Genomic DNA, 17,642 nt, shown 5'->3' with positions numbered 1-17,642 from the left:
GGCGGGCAAGCCCTTCCCCCGCCTCGTCCTCGCTGTTAAGCGCGCAACACTATGAGCGAGAATTACGAATCCGATCTCCTGCGCCTTCTTGATGAGCGCGGATACATCCACCAAGTGACCGACGCTGGCGCGTTGGATCAACTTGCAGTGAAAACAATCATTCCTGGATATATCGGTTTCGATGCAACAGCGCCCAGCCTTCATATTGGCAGCCTTGTCCAGATTATGATGCTGCGCCGTCTTCAACAGGCAGGTCACAAACCAATTGTGGTAATGGGCGGCGGAACGACGAAGGTTGGCGATCCGTCGGGCAAGGATGAGAGCCGCAAACTCCTGACTTCCGAAGTGATCAATGAAAACATTGCCTCAATCCGCACTGTTTTTGAAAAACTGCTGAAATTTGGCGACGGCCCAACCGATGCCGTGATGGTCAACAATGATGAGTGGCTTTCGCAACTTGGCTATGTCGAGTTGCTGCGTGATGTTGGCCCACATTTCACAATCAACCGGATGCTGACATTCGATTCCGTTCGCCTACGCCTAGATCGCGAACAGCCGCTGACTTTCCTCGAATTCAACTACATGATCTTGCAGGCCTACGACTATCTTGAGCTTGCGCGCAGGTATGACTGCCAATTGCAGATGGGCGGTTCCGATCAGTGGGGTAATATCGTCAACGGCATGGAACTTGGCCGCCGTATGGAACAGCGCGAGCTGTATGGTCTGACCACTCCGCTGCTCACAACAGCAGATGGCGCGAAGATGGGTAAGACAGCTGCAGGCGCTGTGTGGCTGAATGAAGAGCAACTGCCTGCCTATGATTTCTGGCAATATTGGCGCAACTGCGATGATCGTGATGTTGGACGGTTCTTACGCCTGTTTACCGATATGCCGCTGGATGAAATTGCGAAGTTGGAGGCCCTTGAGGGCGCTGAGATCAACGATGCAAAGGTTGTGCTCGCAAATGAAGTGACCAAACTGGTCCGCGGTCAAGACGCCGCAATTGCAGCTGAAGCAACGGCCAAGGAAACCTTCATCGGCGGAGGAGCTGGCGAGGATTTGCCAACGCTATCCGTTGGGTCAGAGGGAATGCGCGTGGGTGCAGTTTTGACGGAGCTTGGCTTCACAGGATCGAATAAGGAAGCCAAACGCAAGCTTGCCGAAGGTGCGGTTAAATTGGATGATGAAACCATCAGCGATCCAGGATTTGTGATCATTCCAACAGCCAATCAACCGATGAAATTGAGCCTTGGAAAAAAGAAACACGCGCTCGTCTCACTTTAGGGCCGGTCGCAGCACAACATTTTCTCACGCCCGTCCTTTACCAAATATCAGCCTTTCGCCCTCATTAGGGAAGCTACGGATTGGTATTGGAGGGTTATTGCCTGTGGCTGCCGGAGCGAATTTAAGCGTTACAGATCTGCGTCGTGCGGCGCGTCACCCGGTCGATTTCCCGGTGATCGTCGAGCATTTCCGTCATGGAGATGTGAACCTGCACGTCAGTAATCTCTCCGCGCACGGCTTTATGGTAGATGACGCCAAGCAACTTAGTCGCGGCGATCGCGTGATGATCCGCCTCCCGATCGTGGGCCGAATTGAAGCCTATGTTATCTGGACGCGCGATAATCGCGCCGGATTTCAATTCGAGCGCATCATCCGTCTCGACGATTTCGTTGATATCATCGACACCTTGCAGCCAAATCCGCGCCTCCGCCGCAATCGTTAGGGCATAGCTCCCCTAATCCGGTCCACAGTTTAGCTGGGTTGGCAGCACCAACTCAGCCTGTCATGGCGATACGGTGATCGACACCGAAGCCACAGTTCAAAGCCACCCGTTCAGGGTTCACAATTTCCGCGCATACTGGGTCAGCCGGTTTGCGATGACGCTCGCGCAATATGCGATGCTGCTCATTATCGGTTGGCAGACTTACAATATCGCACGCGACGCCGGGATGGGCATTCCCGAGGCATCGGGTCAGCTTGCTCTGATCGGACTGCTGCAGTTTCTGCCGCTTTTCATACTCACTCCATTCTCAGGACTGGCCGCCGATCGGTTTGATCGGCGCGCGATTGGCCGTCTCACGGTTCTTCTGCAGCTTTTATGTGCGGCTGCTCTGGCGTGGACCACGTGGAACGGAGCAATTACGATCCCGATATTGTTCGGGGTCGCAGTTGTTTTGGGTATTGCGCGCGGATTTGCAGGTCCGGCCCTCTCTGCATTGGCTCCCAACCTCGTTCCAAAAGGACTGCTGCCTACGGCCATCGCGCTCTCATCTATTGCATGGCAAGTCGGAATGATCGGCGGGCCAGCCTTGGGCGGCTATCTTTACTCCATTGGTCCTGCCCTTCCCTACACCGTCGCTGCCGGTCTGTTCGCCGTTTCGATGATCGCGCTCACACTGATCGGAAGGGTCCCGCAACCTGCGGTCAAGAAGGACCAGCGCCCGATTGGTGCGATTGTCGACGGTGCGCGTTACGTAGTTCAGAACAAGATGGTGTTGGGCGCGATCACCCTCGACCTCTTCGCGGTGTTCTTGGCAGGCGCTACGGCATTGTTCCCCGTCTATGCGCGCGATATCCTCCAAGTTGGTGAGACCGGGCTGAGCCAGCTCGCGATGGCTCCTGCCATCGGAGCCGCTCTCACCGCGATCTTCTTCTCGTTCCGCCCGATTGCAAGCAATGTAGGCCCCAAGATGCTTTGGGCGGTCGCGATCTTTGGAGTAGCAACAATTGTCTTTGGCATGTCGACATCAATGCCGCTCAGCCTGGCGATGCTTTTCATTGTCGGTGCTGCGGATATGTTCAGCGTCTACATCCGGCAGTCTTTGATCCAGTTACACACCCCCGATGATAAGCGCGGCCGCGTTTCTTCGGTTAGCTTGCTTACGATCAGTGCATCGAATGAGGGCGGCGATTTCTTCTCCGGCACACTCGCATTCCTGATCGGTCCTGTCGCCGCCGTAGTCGTTGGCGGAATAGGTGCGATTGTAACCGTTGGCCTATGGAGCCGCGTATTCCCTGTGTTGCGGACCACAAAGACCTTCGATCCGCCAAACAATTTGCTAGAAGACCCGCAGAACAAAGATCAAAAGAACCCTCAGGAGGCCTGACATGAAAGCCAACAGCATTCTCGAAACAATCGGTAATACACCGCATATCCGCCTTGCGCGGATGTTTCCCGATCACGAAGTCTGGCTCAAATCGGAACGGTCGAATCCCGGCGGTTCGATCAAGGATCGCATTGCGCTGGCGATGGTCGAAGATGCGGAATCTGCAGGCAAATTGAAACCTGGCGGAACCATTGTTGAGCCGACAAGCGGCAACACAGGCATCGGTCTTGCGATGGTGGCGGCTGTCAAAGGCTACAAACTCGTCCTGGTTATGCCAGAGAGCATGTCGATAGAGCGTCGCCGGTTGATGCTGGCGTATGGAGCGACATTCGACCTCACGCCCAAGGAAAAAGGCATGAAGGGCGCGATCGAGCGCGCGACCGAAATCGTAAAGAGCACTGACGGCGCATGGATGCCAAGCCAGTTTGAAAACCCTGCCAATGTGAATGTGCATACGCGCACCACGGCAAAAGAGATTTTGACAGACTTTGCCGAAACACCCGTTGATGTGATGATCACCGGTGTGGGCACCGGTGGCCACCTGACTGGCTGTGCGGAAGAACTGAAAAAGCACTGGAGCGGTTTCAAAGCCTACGCGGTGGAGCCTGAGGGTTCGCCGGTCATCAATGGCGGCTCACCGGGCCCACACCCAATTCAGGGGATCGGCGCCGGCTTTATTCCAGACAATCTTCACACTGATGCGATCGACGGTGCAATCACGGTAGACCCGAATGATGCCAAAGAAATGGCTCGCCGCGCAGCAACCGAAGAAGGGATGCTAATCGGCATTTCATCCGGTGCAACCTTGGCTGCGATTGCCAAGAAACTGCCCGAACTTTCATCTGGCACCCGTGTCCTTGGTTTCAATTACGATACCGGTGAGCGTTATCTTTCTGTACCGGAATTCTTGCCGGTCGAATGATCATCATACTGTTCCGATAAGGTCAAATTGGTGGCGCATTACTTGCCATCAATTTGCCTTATTGGCGATGCACTTTGACTTTCTCATATGTAAAAAGGGGGAAGCTATGAGTGCATTCAAAAAGGTTTCGGTTGTTGGCTCTGGTCTGGCTGCAATACTTTATTGCACGCCCGCAATTGCGGAATCTTGCGACTATCAGAGCATCGAATCCAAACCCGGTCAGGAATGGAACGAGGCCTATGGTTGGAGGTACGACACCAGTCAGGCCGCTAACAAAGAAGAGCGCTTCGAAGAAAATCTCAAAAACCGAGAGGAAGCCTACACCAAGCTTGTAAAGGGTCAGTCTCCTTGGCCCGATTGGTTTGAAGAGAATGATACGATCTCACTGTTACCGGTGGGAACGCTTTTTCAAATGGCAATGGCCGAAGGGCAAAAGGATGAGCAGCTGGGCGGCTTCGGCACATTCGATGAGATACATTCCGTATCCGAAGTCCGCGAAGATTTGGCCGTCCTCCAAGCGTGGAAAGCAGATGTGAACCGCGTAAATAGGTATAGGGTGGTCGAAGTGCTGCCGGTTAGGATTGGTCCAATCGGCCCCCAGATCGACCCTGACGGTTGCAAAATGTTGCCTGGACGGTTCTCACAATTTCAGATGCTCGTCGCACCAGCGACGCGGTCTCATTATGTGCAGTTTGTCAGTTCGCATCCAATCGAACAGGATTGAGTTCTAAACGAAAAAAGGGGCCCGGAAGCATCGAATTCCGGGCCCCTTTTCGATTTCGAAATGCTCTTTTATGCCGCAGTCGCGAACGCGTCTTCGGTAAGAGCCATCATGTTATCGCTGCCCGCTTCCAACTTGCGGCGCAATGCGCCAGCGTCCGGAAGGAACCGTTCGGCATAGTATGCAGCCGATGTCATTTTCGCCTCGTAGAACGCTTTATCTTCGGTGCCTGCAGCCAGGGTGGCGCTCGCCACCTTGGCCATTTTCAACCAGAAAAAGCCGAGCGTCACGATACCCATGATGTGCATGTAGTGATGCGCACCTGCACCGAGGTGGTTCGGGTTCGCCATGGCATTCTGCATGAACCACATGGTCGCGGCTTTCTGCTCACCCAATGCTTTTTCAAGCTTCTCGGCGACGTCCTTCAAGGCTTCGTCTTCCTTCGCGCTCGCGATTTCATCGTCGATCATCTTGAAGAAAGCTTGAACCGCGCGTCCGCCTTTGCTGGCGAGTTTGCGGCCACAAAGGTCCATCGCCTGTACGCCATTGGTGCCTTCGTAGATCATAGCGATACGGCTATCACGCACGAACTGCTCCATCCCCCACTCGCTAACATAGCCGTGGCCGCCATAGACCTGCTGCATGTTGTTGGCGATGTCGTAGCCTTTGTCAGTGCCGTACCCTTTGATCACAGGTGTCATCAGACCGATGAGATCGTCAGCCAACTGACGCTCTTCTTCGGTCTGGGCCTTGTGAGTGAGGTCAACTTGCAGTGCACCCCACAGAATCAGTGCACGCATGCCTTCGTTGAAAACCTTAGCGTCCATCAACATCCGGCGCACGTCAGGGTGAACGAAGATTGGATCTGCCTGAGCGTCTGTATCAGCGGGGCCCGTAAGCGCACGGCCCTGACGGCGATCAAGCGCGTACGTTACGGCGTTTTGGTAAGAGACTTCCGCTTGCGCTAGGCCCTGTAAACCAACGCCCAAACGCGCTGCGTTCATCATGACGAACATTGCGGCAAGGCCCTTGTTCTCTTCACCCACCATGTAGCCAGTGGCTCCATCGTAGTTGAGAACACAGGTCGCATTGCCGTGGATGCCCATCTTTTCTTCGATTGAACCGCACGAAACACCGTTGCGCTCACCCGGCTCACCGTTTTCATCAAGAATGAACTTTGGAACGATAAAGAGCGAAATACCCTTAGAACTGTCCGGAGCGCCCGGTGTTTTAGCGAGCACGAGGTGAATGATGTTGCTGGTGAGGTCGTGTTCACCGGCAGAAATGAAAATCTTGGTGCCGGTGATCTTGTAAGAGCCGTCGCCATTCGGCTCAGCTTTGGTGCGGATCATGCCCAGATCGGTACCGCAATGCGGCTCCGTCAGGTTCATGGTCCCTGACCATTCACCTGAGATCATCTTCGGCAGGTATGTCTCTTTCTGCTCTTGCGATCCAGCAGCTTCGATCGCAGCCGAAGCACCATTAGTCAGGCCCGGATACATGCCAAACGCCTGATTGGCTGTCGCAGTGAATTCCTCGACCACAAAACCGAGAACGTGTGGCAGCCCTTGCCCGCCAAATTCTTCCGACTTGGCAAGCGTACCCCAACCACTTTCAACGTATGCCTGATACGCCTCTTTGAAACCGTCCGGTGTCGTTACCGATCCATCTTCGTGGCGGGTGCAGCCCTGCTGATCGCCGATCTGGTTGATCGGGGCGAGAACTTCGGAGCAGAACTTACCTGCTTCATTCACGACCGTGTCAATCATATCGGGGGTCGCGTTTTCGAAGCCCGGCAGATTGCCATAGCTTGTCAGGTCCAGCATTTCGTTGACGACGAAACGGGCATCACGAGTTGGAGCGGTATAAGTTGGCATCACTCAATCCCTTTTGTGTGCGAATGTTCTAACTGGCGGAAAGCGAGGCTCTTAGCCAAGCTCTAATTTTTGAATTTCAGCGACGAAATCAGTCAATTCTTTGATCGAGGAATCGATATCAGCACGCTGCTCTTTAAGCTTCGCGACATGCGCTTTGCACCTTTCCACGGTAACCCGGCGCTGTTCAACGCGCCCATCATCCAGATCGTAAAGGTCGATCATTTCGCGAATTTCGGTGAGGCTAAAACCGACATTCTTGGCCCGCATGATCCATGCGAGCCGCGCGCGATCACGCTTTGAATACACACGGGTCAGTCCGACGCGTGCCGGACTAATCAGCCCCTCGTCTTCGTAGAAACGAAGAGCGCGTGCAGTGCATTTAAACTCAGACGTGAGGTCGGAAATGGAAAACTGTTCGCGGCTCAGCTTATCAGGCCGGTCAAGGTGTGCGCCATTGCGGCGCTGCTCGTTGACAGTGGTTTTCTCAGCGGATTCGTGTGCGGGTGCGGTAGCCATGTAGAATGACATACCTTCCCTTTACGTGAACGTCAAGTCCTGACCTTAACGAGAGACAGGTGAAAGAGCTCGACGATCATCAACTTCAAGATCAAGTTTGCGGTAGAAACAGGATGTCTCACCGGTATGACATGTCGGGCCCGCAGGCCTCGCCAGGATCACCATAGCATCTTGATCGCAATCGACCCTGATCTGCTCAACTTTGAGGAAATTTCCTGAAGTCTCTCCCTTCAACCAAAGCTGGTTGCGGGACCGAGACCAGAAATGGACGTTGCCCGTGGTCCGTGTCTTTTGCAGTGCCTCCGCATTCATGAACGCAACCACCAGAACATCGCGGCTTTCGCTATCGACAACCACCGCTGTCAAAAGACCCTTCTCATCAAATCTTGGCGAAAATTCAGATCCGGATTCGCGCTGCTCGGCAGATAGAGTGGGTTGGTCCACGATTGATTGGCTCCTTCATTGCGGGCTGAATATACGCACAAGCGGTGAACGGGTCATCACCTACGATCATTTGTTGCACGATAACCACATATCCGTCCCAAAATGGAATGTGACAAAGGTTTCATCTTTTCCAATCGGCATTCCAATGAGAGAACGCCTTCACGAGCGGTAAGACGCTCTCCACCGAACACCGGCGCGCAAGTGCCAAGGTTCAGGGGGTGCTGGACTGAAGCCCAACAGCGGGGTGTTGGATTGGTCCGGTTGAACGATGAGGGATAGGATCCTGAGGCCGAAGTTAGGGGGTCGGTTTCTGAGCTCTTTATGAGCGGTTCCAAACCATTTCGTCACGTGGCGCCCGGGGTCGTAATGGCCTCGGGCGTTGTGTTTTCCGGTTGCTTTTTGCCGCCCCGCATTCCTGCCCCATCCACAACACGCGCAAAACACGCGACCCGTACGGACTTCGCCTCTGCGCCGCGGATCGCCTCTACGCACGCATTGCTCGTCGCCCCGCTCGTAAGGACATCATCGACAAGAATAACATCACGACCCGCAATCACCCTAGCACGCGAAGAGCGAACAGAGATTGCCCCGCGCAACGCCCTCTCGCGCTCGCGCTGTCCCAATCCGCCGAGGCTTGGCGTCCTTTTTCGCCTGATCAGCCCGTCCACTAGAACTTGACCCTTTCCCAACTTTGCCAGCTCCTGCGCCAGTAAAGCCGCCTGATTGAAGCCGCGCGTCCAGAGCCGCCATCGATGCAATGGCACCGGAACAAGCAACGGCAGGTCATCACCGCTGTCCGGAATCTTCGTTGCAATCAGGCGAGCAAGAAGCCGGGCGAGTGCAATCTTGCGACCGTGTTTGTAAGTCAGGATCAACTTTCGAGACGCATCATTATACAACGTCGCCGCGTGGATGCCGTCATGCATCGGCGGGTCAGCCTCGCACACAAAGCAGCGCTCGTAACCCTTTACCGTTGTATCCCCCATTGGACGATTGCACGCAGAGCAGGCTGGCTCTCCCGGCACTTCCAACTGCCTCCAACAATCAGCGCACAAGCCGCCTTGGTCCGCGACCGCGTCTCCGCAAAGCGGGCAGCGCGGCGGGTAAACGAGATCCACGATTGGTTTCAAACCATCGGCAATATTGCGCCCCAATGTCATGAGCATAGACCTCGCATGGCTTGCACTGCGCTGGCAAGCACGGCAGGGGGCTGGCTATGAAACGGGCTCCGCCTCAAATATTTGATCGCCGAAAGTCTGCTGCAAAGTGGAATCGAGCAAGAGCGCGCCAGAACCGGGTGGATTGCGCAACCTATCTTGTGGAAGCGGTTGCCGACGATATCGCCGAACGGCTCGACTTTATGAACTTCGCCCCAAAAAAGACGTTGGTCATCGGGGATACAAATCACAAGCTTTTGACCGCGCTTGATGCCAAAGGTGGTGCAGGCAATATGGGTCTGCTCGGTGATTTCGACGAGGAGCGCCCCGGCCCTCCGGAAGCCTTCGAGGGCATTATCCACCTGCTCGGTCTTGGAGTCGTCAACGATCTTCCCGGTGCGTTAATTCATGCTCGCAATTCGCTTAGCGAAGGCGGTTTGTTTATTGCCGCGTTTCCTGGTGCGGGCAGCGTCCCGAAGCTTCGTCAGCTCGCTCTGGCGGCCGATGGTGAAAGGCCCGCTGCTCGCATTCATCCGCAAGTCGACATTCGCGCCGGTACCGCCTTGTTGGAACGGGCCGGTTTTTCACGGCAAGTGGTCGATTCCTACCCGATCAAAGTCCGTTTCAGTTCGCTGGACACTTTAGTCTCCGACCTCCGCGACCACGGCCTGACCAGCTCGCTTGCCAGCCCGGCTCCGCCGATCACCCGCCGAGGGTGGCAGCGTGCCCGCGACCTGTTTGAAACCCTTCGCGACGAAGACGGTAAAGTCACCGAGACCTTCGAAATCCTTGTCCTGACTGGCTGGCGTTAAGCCTTAGCCAGCGCCGCCTGAGCCGCCGCAAGCCGTGCAATCGGCACGCGGTATGGCGATGCGCTGACATAATCGAGACCGACTTCTTCGCAGAAGGAAATGCTCGCCGGATCGCCGCCATGTTCACCGCAGATGCCGAGCTTGATATCGGGCCGCGTCGCCCGGCCCCGATCTGCCGCCATCTCGACCAACTGGCCAACGCCATCAATATCGAGACTGACAAACGGATCGCGCGGGAAGATGCCCTTATCAACATACGGCGCGAGGAACCGCGCGGAATCGTCCCGCGATACGCCAAGCGTCGTTTGCGTCAGATCGTTGGTTCCGAAGCTGAAGAACGCGCCTTCATGCGCGATCTCACCGGCCATCAAGGCAGCGCGAGGAAGCTCGATCATCGTGCCAACGAGATAGTCAACGCGAGCGCCCTGCTCTTCAAACACTTCCTCCGCGACGCGCTCAACCAAAGCGCGTAGAATTTCCAGCTCACGGCGTGTCGCCACCAGCGGGATCATGATCTCGGGCAGCGGCGCTTCGCCGCTTTCCTTTTGAACGGCGCAAACAGCTTCAAAAATGGCGCGCGCTTGCATCTCGTAAATCTCGGGGAAGGTAATCCCGAGGCGGCAACCGCGATGGCCCAGCATCGGGTTAAATTCGTGCAATTCGCCCGCGCGGCGTTTCAGGTGATCGACACCAAGGCCGGTCGCATCGGCTAGGTCTGCAAACTCGCTATCGCTGTGCGGCAAAAATTCATGCAAGGGCGGATCAAGCAGTCGGATCGTGCACGGTAGCCCCGCCATAACTTCGAAAATCGCCGTAAAATCCGCGCGCTGTTCGGGCAGCAAGACTTCAAGCGCCTTGCGCCGCCCAGCTTCGTCTTCGGCAAGAATCATCTGGCGCACCGCGCTGATCCGGCCCGCGTCGAAGAACATATGCTCTGTGCGGCAAAGGCCGATGCCTTCCGCGCCAAACTGACGCGCCATCCGGCAATCGTCCGGAGTTTCCGCATTGGTGCGCACCCGCATCCGGCGCAATTTGTCCGCCCAGTCCATCAGGATGCCGAAATCGCCAACCAGCTCAGGTTCAACGGTCGGTACGATGCCAAGCATGACCTGACCCTTCGCCCCGTCGAGAGTGATTTCGTCGCCCTCTTTCAATTCCTTGTCGCCGATCCGCAAAGTCCGCGTGTCGCGATCAATCGAAACCGCGCTGGCACCCGAAACGCATGGCCGGCCCATACCGCGCGCCACAACGGCGGCGTGTGACGTCATGCCGCCGCGCGCCGTCAGGATGCCTTGTGCCGCGTGCATGCCGTGAATGTCCTCTGGCGATGTTTCCACACGGACAAGGATCACTTTGTCGCCGCGCTGCGACCATTGCTCCGCCGTGTCGGCATCCAGCACGATCTTACCTGCTGCCGCGCCGGGCGATGCAGGCAAGCCAGTGGTCATAACATCGCGCGGCGCATCCGGATCGAGTGTCGGGTGAAGCAACTGATCCAAAGCCATCGGGTCAACGCGGCGCACCGCCTCTTGCTCATCAATCAGCCCCTCGCCAACCATCTCGACCGCCATTTTCAGCGCCGCTTTCGCGGTCCGCTTGCCCGATCGTGTTTGCAGCATCCACAGCTTACCGCGCTCCACGGTGAACTCGATGTCCTGCATGTCTTTGTAATGCGCTTCGAGAAGGTCAAACACGCGCGCCAGCTCTCCGTAAGCATCGGGCATCGCTTCTTCCATCGAGAGCGGTTTGGCACCGGCGGTTTCGCGCGCATCTTTCGTCAGATATTGCGGCGTACGGATGCCCGCGACGACATCTTCGCCCTGCGCGTTTATCAGATATTCGCCGTAATAGGCGCGGTTTCCGGTCGCCGGATCGCGGGTGAAGGCGACGCCGGTGGCTGATGTGTCGCCCATATTTCCGAACACCATCGCCTGAACATTGACGGCGGTGCCCCAATCGGCGGGAATATCGTTTAGGCGGCGGTAAACTTTCGCGCGGTCGCTATCCCAGCTGTCGAACACAGCGGCGATTGCGCCCCATAGCTGCTCGGTCACATCCTGCGGAAAAGGCTTGCCCTGCTCTTGTTCGACCAGAGCTTTGAATTCGGTAACCAGAGCGCGCCAGTCATCGGCAGAAAGCTCTGTATCGGCGTAGAAACCATTGTCTTCCTTGACGATTTCCAACGCTTCTTCGAACAATCCGTGATCTAGGCCCAGCACCACATCCGAATACATCTGGATGAACCGGCGATAGCTGTCCCATGCGAACCGTTCATCGCCGGATGTGTTCGCCAGCCCTTCAACCGTCGCATCGTTCAGGCCGAGATTGAGCACGGTGTCCATCATGCCCGGCATCGAAACCCGCGCGCCAGATCGGACTGACACGAGCAGCGGATCGGCTGCGTCGCCGAAATTCTTGCCCACGGCGGCTTCGATATGTTTGAGCGCGTTCGCCACGTCGCTGCGCAGCGCGTCGGAGAAATCCGCACCTTCGCGCAGATACCGGACGCTTTCTTCGGTCGTGATCGTGAAACCGGGAGGGACCGGCAGACCGATGCTCGCCATTTCGGCCAGGTTCGCGCCTTTGCCGCCGGTGATCGTCTTGTCGCGCTGGCGGGGATCGTCGTGCGGGGCTGCTCCGCCGAAAGTGTAGACCGTTTGCTGCGACATTTAATTTCCTACTTTGCTTGACACATTTTCCAACATGTCACCCATTTCATACACATTTAAGCGGCTGTATTTACTTCCAAATCGCCATGTATGACACACATGACAACTGTCCAACATGGCTACCCTTCGATCCGGCTGAAATCCGCCACACGGTGCACCGCATCGCGGAACCGTGCGAGCAAATCGAGCCGGGCCGCGCGGATATGCGGCTCATCGGCGTTGACAATCACATCTTCAAAGAACCGGTCGATAGGCGCGCGCAAAGTCGCGAGAGCGGACATGGCAGCGGCGAAATCCTCCGCCTCAATCGCCGTGGCCGCTTTTGGCTCGGCAGCGTCGAGCGCATCGATAAGAGCCTTTTCGGCTGGCTCGGGCGAGTAGGAAACTTCTTTCGATTCCCACTCTTCTTTCTTGAGGATGTTTGCGGCGCGCTTGTATCCGGCGAGGAGGTTTGTGCCGTCCTCGGTTTCGACAAATGCCTGAAGCGCATGGACGCGGGCGAGGAGACGAACGAGATCGTCCTCACCGCCAAGCGCAAACACAGCGTCGATCAGATCGTGGCGAACACCCGCTTCGCGTTGCTGGACTTTGAGGCGGTCGGCGAAAAACTGAATGGTCGAAAATGCCTTTTCAACCTGAGAAGGTATCTCTGCCACGAGTTGTGAATCTCGAGCGAACTGCTTCGAATAGGCTCGAATCTCGTCCTCTGTGGTGCCTCCTCGTACTTTCTGGACGGTAGTTATGTCGGTCACAACTTTGTCGACAATCTCCGACTCTACCCGAGCATCAATTACGATGGGTAAAAACCACTCAATGAAAACAGCGAGTCTTAGGCGAATGTCAGAAGCTTCTAGCAGTTGGAGTACTGAAATCGCGGCGCGCCGCAACGCAAACGGATCTTTCGATCCTGTCGGCTTCTCATCAATCGCAAAGAACGAAACGAGCGTATCCAGCTTATCCGCCAAACTTACCGCAACCGTCACCGGCGCAGTCGGCACATCATCGCCCTGCCCCACCGGCTTGTAGTGATCGCGGATCGCGTCTGACACTTCGACTGGCAGGCCTTCTTTGGCAGCGTAATATCCGCCCATCAGGCCTTGCAGTTCGGGAAATTCGCCAACCATTTCGGTGACCAGATCGGCCTTGCACAGCTTCGCGGCCTGTTCGGCGAGGTCGGCCAATTCATCGGCCGTTCGTGCTGCGCTTGTCGAAGTACGAACCTCGCTGCCATTTCGCCCTTCGACAGGCTCAGGACGAACGGTGCTATCCGTCACAATGCCCTCTTCGCACAGCCAGCGCGCCAGCTTTGCGACCCGTTCAACCTTGTCGGCGACCGTGCCCAGTTTCTCGTGGAAGGTAATCCGCTCCAGACCCTTGGCGTGCTCTTTGAGCTTCTTCTTCTGATCCAATTCCCAGAAGAACCGCGCATCGGAAAGCCGTGCGGCCAGAACCTTGCGGTTGCCGTCCACCACCACCGCCGGATCGGCTGCGTCGATATTGGCGGTGCAGATGAATGCGTTGGCCAGATTGCCGTCCGCATCTTCGCACACAAAATATTTCTGGTTCACACGCGCCGTGAGCTGGATCGTCTCCGGCGGCACATCGAGGAAATCATCCTCAAACCGGCCAAGCAGCGGCTCTGGCCATTCAGTCAGGCCTGCATTCTCGACTACCAGACCTTCATCTTCGACCAGTTTCAGACCCGCAGCCTCGGCGGCTTTGCGCGCGCCTTCGCGAATGATCGCGGCGCGTTCTTCGTGATCGACAATCACGGACGCCTCGCGCAAATTGCCTGCATAAGTGTCCGCGCCGGAAATCGCGATTTCGCCAGCGGAGTGGAAACGGTGCCCGCGTGTCACATTGCCGCTGACAATACCGTAAGCGACGACGGGCACCACTTCGCCATCGAGCAGCGCAATGATGCCGGACAATGGCCGCACCCATTTCAGGCTTTCGCTGCTGACCGAGGCATCGCCCCAGCGCATGCTTTTGGGCCAAGAAAAATCGCGGATGATCGCAGGGATCGCAGCGGCAAGCAGATCGGCGACGGCCTGTCCCGGCTTTTCGATAACTGCGAAATACGTCTCGCGGCCCTTCACCTCGCGCACTTCCAGAGCACCGCGATCCACGCCGTTCTTGCGGCAGAAACCATCAACGGCCTGATCCGGAGCGCCAACAGGCGGCCCTTTGGCTTCCTCGCGCACAGCTTCCGTCTCGGTCGGAAGCCCTCGCGCAATCAAAGCAAGGCGGCGCGGTGTGGACCACACCGTCAGATCGCCAGAGGTGACACCGGCAGCGTCCATCTCGCGGCGGAACAGCTTTTCCAGTTCGCCGCGCGCGCCCTTTTGCATGCGAGCAGGGATTTCTTCGGATCGGAGTTCAAGCAGGAAATCGGCCATCAGAGCAGGCTCCATTCCGGATATTTCTCGGCCCATTCGGGCGCTTTCAGCTCGGCATATTTCTCGCAAGAGCCCCGCGCCAGATCGCGCACCCGGCCCATATAGCTCGCGCGTTCCTGAACACTGATCACGCCGCGGGCTTGCAGCAAGTTGAAGATGTGGCTCGCCTCTATCGCCTCTTCATAGGCAGCGATGGGAACGTCATTCGCGATCTGGTTGCGGCATTCGGCTTCCGCCATTTCGAACTTCTTGAATAACAGGTCGGTGTCGAACACTTCAAAGTTGGCTTTCGACATCTGCTTCTCATTCTCGAGAAACACGTCGCCGTAGCTTACGCCGTGCTGGTTGAAGGCGAGATCATAGACGCTGTCGACGCCCTGGATATACATGGCGAGCCGTTCGAGGCCGTAGGTGAGCTCACCCGCGACAGGTTTGCAGTCAAACCCGCCCATTTGCTGGAAGTATGTGAACTGGGTGACTTCCATCCCGTCACACCAAACCTCCCAGCCCAGCCCCCACGCGCCCAGTGTCGGCGATTCCCAGTCATCTTCGACAAAGCGGATGTCGTGTTTCAGCGGATCGACGCCAATGGCCTTCAGGCTGTCGAGGTAAAGCTCCTGAATATCGGACGGCGATGGCTTCAGGATGACCTGATATTGATAGTAATGCTGCAGCCTGTTCGGGTTCTCACCATAGCGCCCGTCTGTCGGGCGGCGGCATGGCTGCACAAAGGCCGCATTCCACGGCTCTGGCCCGAGTGCGCGCAGGGTTGTCGCGGTGTGAAAAGTGCCCGCCCCCATGCGCATGTCATAGGGTTGCAGGATGACGCATCCATTCGCGCTCCAGAAATCGTGCAGCGTCAGGATCATGTCCTGAAACGAACGAGTCGGATCGCGGACTATTCCTGACGATTCGGGGCGTGCGGTTTTGACCTCGGATTCCATGATTCGGGCAATGGCGGATGCCCCCGACAGCGTCAATGCCGCAGCGCAGCATGACCGGTTTTGCCTACTCCAAACCCTCGCAAATCTGCGGTTTTCGTCAGGTCAGCATTACGAAATGTCAGGTGTTGTTGACATAGTCAGCGAATCGCGACATAAAGTAAGGGTAACCTGACATAACGGAAGGTTGAGGTTACAAATCTCTCACTCCCCAGGAGAACACCAATGCTGAAACTTACCGCTCTTATCGCCGCTCCTACTCTTGCTCTTATCGCTGCTCCGGCCGTTGCCGCTGGCCCGAACACGGCAGATTTCGACGCGCCTGTCGCTCACGATGATCTGGACCTGACCACCGAAAAAGGCGTCGCTGTTCTGGATGAGCGCGTGAAGACAATCATTCGCAAAAACTGCGCCAATGGAGGCCGCGACAGCGTATCGCTGCGGTTGGAACGTCAATGCCGCAGCACCGCCTTCGCTCAGGCTGAAACGCAAATCCGCGTCGCCATCGCCAATGCCAATCTCAACCGAGTTCGTCTCGCTTCAACCAACACTCCAGTTGCGCCGGAAGCCTGATGAAAAGTTCCTGGTGGATGAGGTGGCCTCCCCGCTGTCCTTATCCGCCGGGAACGCCCAAACATTCCCCCAACCGATCCGAAATGCTGAAAGAGTACCCCGCAATGAAAACACTGCCATCAAAACTTCCCCTCCGCTGGTGGCAGCTTTTCATCCTCATCAGCCTTTCGGGCTATGCGATTGGCACCATTGCAGCCAAATTCATGAATGCAATCGGAGCCTGAGGCGCGATGTCTGATCGTCAGAAAAAAGTGGATCGCTATCTCAGGGCCGCAAATATCGGCACCGCCGCTGCGATTGCCTTTCCCTTCTTGCACATTGCAATGGGCACGGTCTTTCTCGGTTACGAGGATGGCGATGATCTTATCATACCCGCGCTGCTATTTTTGGCGGCGATCACCTATCTAATCGCCGAAACCTATTCGATTTTTTACGTGTTCCTGCGCCGTAAAACTGATGAGTTCACGCTGGCTATGTTTCACAGCGGCACAACCTATGCGTTCTTCGCCGCGATACTCTGGCTGGTCCTTGGCGGATATGTAGAGATATTTATCGATGGTATGGTCGCGGGCGAAGCATACGAAGCGGCGAAAGCTGACGGCGTGAATCTCAATGAGATTGAGCAGGTAGAAAGCACCGACATAATCGGCCGTTTCGCCGCCTCCGTCATTCTTGCCGCATTCTTCATCGGTTTTCAGATCAAAAGGATCAGGGGATAACCTCATGCAAAAGGTGAACATCTTTCTAGGCGCAGGTTGGGCCGGTTTGGCCGCCCTTCTCGCTGTTTTTCTCGGCGCACTTGTGTCCATTCCCGAAGCCATATTGATCGCAGGGCTATTGATTTGCGTTGCTTGCTGTTGGGTGATGCTGTTCACCAGAAACGCAGATGAATACACGCGCGGACTTTGGACGTCCGGCGCGAGCATGGCGTTTGCCACCCTGTTGATCTTGTTCCTAGGCCTGCCCTTTGCAGAAGGTGTCTATGACGGGTTCCAATCCACCCGTGCAGGCACGCCAGGCCAAAACAATGAACGGGATATTCCGGCCATTGCCAGCATCGCCCTTGCGATCATCGCGTTCTACATCGGTCTATTCTGGAAGCGTATGCGGGGAGGAATTTGATGGCTTACGATCCCAAAGCAATTTCAACTGATGACCGCAGTTTCGCGTTAAATATGATGTGGGTCGGCCTTGCCGGTTCTCTATTGATGTTGGCTGGCGCGGTGTTCGGGTTTCTCGATGCAGTTGATACGTTGGCAGGCGGGTTCACCGCTGGAACGTTGATCGGTCTGGTCTTTGTTGGGCATCATGACGAATATTTCCAACGGCTGTTCGCTTTCGCCGCGCGATGGGCATGCGCTGCGGTGGGCATATGGTTGTTTATAGCTATCGGCCCGATCACTGATGAATGGATATCTGATCCGTTGATCGGCCTGACAGCCATCGCCGCAATTTTTCACGTAGCCTTCGCGGCGGCTCGGCTGCGAGGTTACTGAGATGG

The 17,642-nt window shown here is 56.3% G+C and carries 17 protein-coding genes; 10 read left to right on the top strand and 7 right to left on the bottom strand.

The features are described from left to right. The first annotated feature begins 51 nt into the window (after positions 1-51). From tyrS to KCG46_RS10330, 5 genes are all read left to right on the top strand, one after another. Complete coding sequence (gene tyrS / locus KCG46_RS10350) at positions 52-1,284, top strand: tyrosine--tRNA ligase (protein WP_218405140.1); 1,233 nt, start codon at positions 52-54, stop codon at positions 1,282-1,284. A 103-nt stretch (positions 1,285-1,387) separates the two neighbouring features. Continuing rightward, on the top strand, positions 1,388-1,726 hold the full coding sequence (locus KCG46_RS10345; protein WP_218405139.1) for a PilZ domain-containing protein: 339 nt from the start codon (positions 1,388-1,390) through the stop codon (positions 1,724-1,726). Positions 1,727-1,799: 73 nt separating this feature from the next. After that, a complete protein-coding gene (locus KCG46_RS10340; RefSeq protein WP_369410190.1) occupies positions 1,800-3,110 on the top strand; it encodes an MFS transporter in 1,311 nt (436 codons plus the stop codon). 1 nt (position 3,111) lies between these two features. Continuing rightward, positions 3,112-4,032 (top strand): cysteine synthase A, encoded by a 921-nt coding sequence (gene cysK / locus KCG46_RS10335; RefSeq protein ID WP_218405138.1) that lies wholly within the window; start codon positions 3,112-3,114, stop codon positions 4,030-4,032. Positions 4,033-4,138: 106 nt separating this feature from the next. Further along, a complete protein-coding gene (locus KCG46_RS10330) occupies positions 4,139-4,756 on the top strand; it encodes a hypothetical protein (RefSeq protein ID WP_218405137.1) in 618 nt (205 codons plus the stop codon). A 68-nt stretch (positions 4,757-4,824) separates the two neighbouring features. Here the strand turns inward: KCG46_RS10330 and KCG46_RS10325 are convergent, their stop codons facing one another. The 4 genes from KCG46_RS10325 to KCG46_RS10310 all read right to left on the bottom strand — a co-directional run bounded on the left by KCG46_RS10325 (position 4,825) and on the right by KCG46_RS10310 (position 8,750). Continuing rightward, positions 4,825-6,630 carry an acyl-CoA dehydrogenase C-terminal domain-containing protein gene (locus KCG46_RS10325; RefSeq protein WP_218405136.1) on the bottom strand — a complete coding sequence of 602 codons (1,806 nt, stop codon included), beginning with the start codon at positions 6,628-6,630 and terminating at the stop codon, positions 4,825-4,827. A 51-nt stretch (positions 6,631-6,681) separates the two neighbouring features. After that, complete coding sequence (locus tag KCG46_RS10320; protein ID WP_218405135.1) at positions 6,682-7,146, bottom strand: MerR family transcriptional regulator; 465 nt, start codon at positions 7,144-7,146, stop codon at positions 6,682-6,684. A 45-nt stretch (positions 7,147-7,191) separates the two neighbouring features. Continuing rightward, positions 7,192-7,590: a phosphoribosyl-AMP cyclohydrolase gene (gene hisI, locus KCG46_RS10315; RefSeq protein WP_218405134.1), complete on the bottom strand. Its 399-nt coding sequence runs from the start codon at positions 7,588-7,590 to the stop codon at positions 7,192-7,194. A gap of 344 nt (positions 7,591-7,934) precedes the next feature. Further along, on the bottom strand, positions 7,935-8,750 hold the full coding sequence (locus KCG46_RS10310; protein ID WP_218405133.1) for a ComF family protein: 816 nt from the start codon (positions 8,748-8,750) through the stop codon (positions 7,935-7,937). 56 nt (positions 8,751-8,806) lie between these two features. On the opposite strand from KCG46_RS10310, the gene KCG46_RS10305 reads away from it, so the two are divergent. Beyond that, positions 8,807-9,559, top strand: coding sequence for a methyltransferase (locus KCG46_RS10305; protein WP_218405132.1), 753 nt, complete (start codon positions 8,807-8,809; stop codon positions 9,557-9,559). Here KCG46_RS10305 and ppdK read toward each other — a convergent pair. The 3 genes from ppdK to KCG46_RS10290 all read right to left on the bottom strand — a co-directional run bounded on the left by ppdK (position 9,556) and on the right by KCG46_RS10290 (position 15,496). Further along, the gene (gene ppdK, locus KCG46_RS10300; RefSeq protein ID WP_218405131.1) at positions 9,556-12,228 is read right to left on the bottom strand and encodes a pyruvate, phosphate dikinase; all 2,673 of its coding nucleotides are present in this window, start codon (positions 12,226-12,228) and stop codon (positions 9,556-9,558) included. The two genes, KCG46_RS10305 and ppdK, sit on opposite strands and share 4 nt — an antisense overlap. A 119-nt stretch (positions 12,229-12,347) precedes the next feature. After that, entirely contained in the window at positions 12,348-14,627 is a 2,280-nt protein-coding gene (gene glyS / locus KCG46_RS10295; RefSeq protein WP_218405415.1) for a glycine--tRNA ligase subunit beta, read from the bottom strand. Further along, positions 14,627-15,496: a glycine--tRNA ligase subunit alpha gene (locus KCG46_RS10290; RefSeq protein ID WP_218405414.1), complete on the bottom strand. Its 870-nt coding sequence runs from the start codon at positions 15,494-15,496 to the stop codon at positions 14,627-14,629. Before KCG46_RS10290 ends, glyS begins: the two co-directional genes overlap by 1 nt. Positions 15,497-15,793: 297 nt before the next feature. Between KCG46_RS10290 and KCG46_RS10285 the strand changes: the two genes are divergently transcribed. The 4 genes from KCG46_RS10285 to KCG46_RS10270 all read left to right on the top strand — a co-directional run bounded on the left by KCG46_RS10285 (position 15,794) and on the right by KCG46_RS10270 (position 17,637). Beyond that, positions 15,794-16,141, top strand: a complete 348-nt coding sequence (locus tag KCG46_RS10285; RefSeq protein ID WP_218405130.1) for a UrcA family protein — start codon at positions 15,794-15,796, stop codon at positions 16,139-16,141. Positions 16,142-16,371: 230 nt separating this feature from the next. After that, entirely contained in the window at positions 16,372-16,860 is a 489-nt protein-coding gene (locus KCG46_RS10280) for a hypothetical protein (protein ID WP_218405129.1), read from the top strand. Positions 16,861-16,864: 4 nt separating this feature from the next. After that, the gene (locus KCG46_RS10275) at positions 16,865-17,263 is read left to right on the top strand and encodes a hypothetical protein (RefSeq protein WP_218405128.1); all 399 of its coding nucleotides are present in this window, start codon (positions 16,865-16,867) and stop codon (positions 17,261-17,263) included. Beyond that, entirely contained in the window at positions 17,263-17,637 is a 375-nt protein-coding gene (locus KCG46_RS10270) for a hypothetical protein (protein WP_218405127.1), read from the top strand. The genes KCG46_RS10275 and KCG46_RS10270 overlap by 1 nt, the downstream gene beginning before the upstream one ends. Positions 17,638-17,642 lie beyond the last annotated feature (5 nt).

This window comes from Erythrobacter crassostreae (assembly GCF_019204045.1).
GTDB classification, from domain to species: domain Bacteria; phylum Pseudomonadota; class Alphaproteobacteria; order Sphingomonadales; family Sphingomonadaceae; genus Erythrobacter; species Erythrobacter crassostreae.
This window is presented reverse-complemented; position numbering and strand designations above follow the sequence as displayed.

Bases quoted from the DNA above. Each gene is read 5' to 3' on its own strand.
- tyrS (WP_218405140.1), top strand. From the start codon at position 52: ATGAGCGAGAATTACGAATCCGATCTCCTGCGCCTTCTTGATGAGCGC.
- cysK (WP_218405138.1), top strand. From the start codon at position 3,112: ATGAAAGCCAACAGCATTCTCGAAACAATCGGTAATACACCGCATATC.
- KCG46_RS10330 (WP_218405137.1), top strand. From the start codon at position 4,139: ATGAGTGCATTCAAAAAGGTTTCGGTTGTTGGCTCTGGTCTGGCTGCA.
- KCG46_RS10325 (WP_218405136.1), bottom strand. From the start codon at position 6,630: ATGCCAACTTATACCGCTCCAACTCGTGATGCCCGTTTCGTCGTCAAC.
- KCG46_RS10320 (WP_218405135.1), bottom strand. From the start codon at position 7,146: ATGGCTACCGCACCCGCACACGAATCCGCTGAGAAAACCACTGTCAAC.
- KCG46_RS10310 (WP_218405133.1), bottom strand. From the start codon at position 8,750: ATGACATTGGGGCGCAATATTGCCGATGGTTTGAAACCAATCGTGGAT.
- KCG46_RS10305 (WP_218405132.1), top strand. From the start codon at position 8,807: ATGAAACGGGCTCCGCCTCAAATATTTGATCGCCGAAAGTCTGCTGCA.
- ppdK (WP_218405131.1), bottom strand. From the start codon at position 12,228: ATGTCGCAGCAAACGGTCTACACTTTCGGCGGAGCAGCCCCGCACGAC.
- glyS (WP_218405415.1), bottom strand. From the start codon at position 14,627: ATGGCCGATTTCCTGCTTGAACTCCGATCCGAAGAAATCCCTGCTCGC.
- KCG46_RS10290 (WP_218405414.1), bottom strand. From the start codon at position 15,496: ATGATCCTGACGCTGCACGATTTCTGGAGCGCGAATGGATGCGTCATC.
- KCG46_RS10285 (WP_218405130.1), top strand. From the start codon at position 15,794: ATGCTGAAACTTACCGCTCTTATCGCCGCTCCTACTCTTGCTCTTATC.
- KCG46_RS10280 (WP_218405129.1), top strand. From the start codon at position 16,372: ATGTCTGATCGTCAGAAAAAAGTGGATCGCTATCTCAGGGCCGCAAAT.
- KCG46_RS10275 (WP_218405128.1), top strand. From the start codon at position 16,865: ATGCAAAAGGTGAACATCTTTCTAGGCGCAGGTTGGGCCGGTTTGGCC.
- KCG46_RS10270 (WP_218405127.1), top strand. From the start codon at position 17,263: ATGGCTTACGATCCCAAAGCAATTTCAACTGATGACCGCAGTTTCGCG.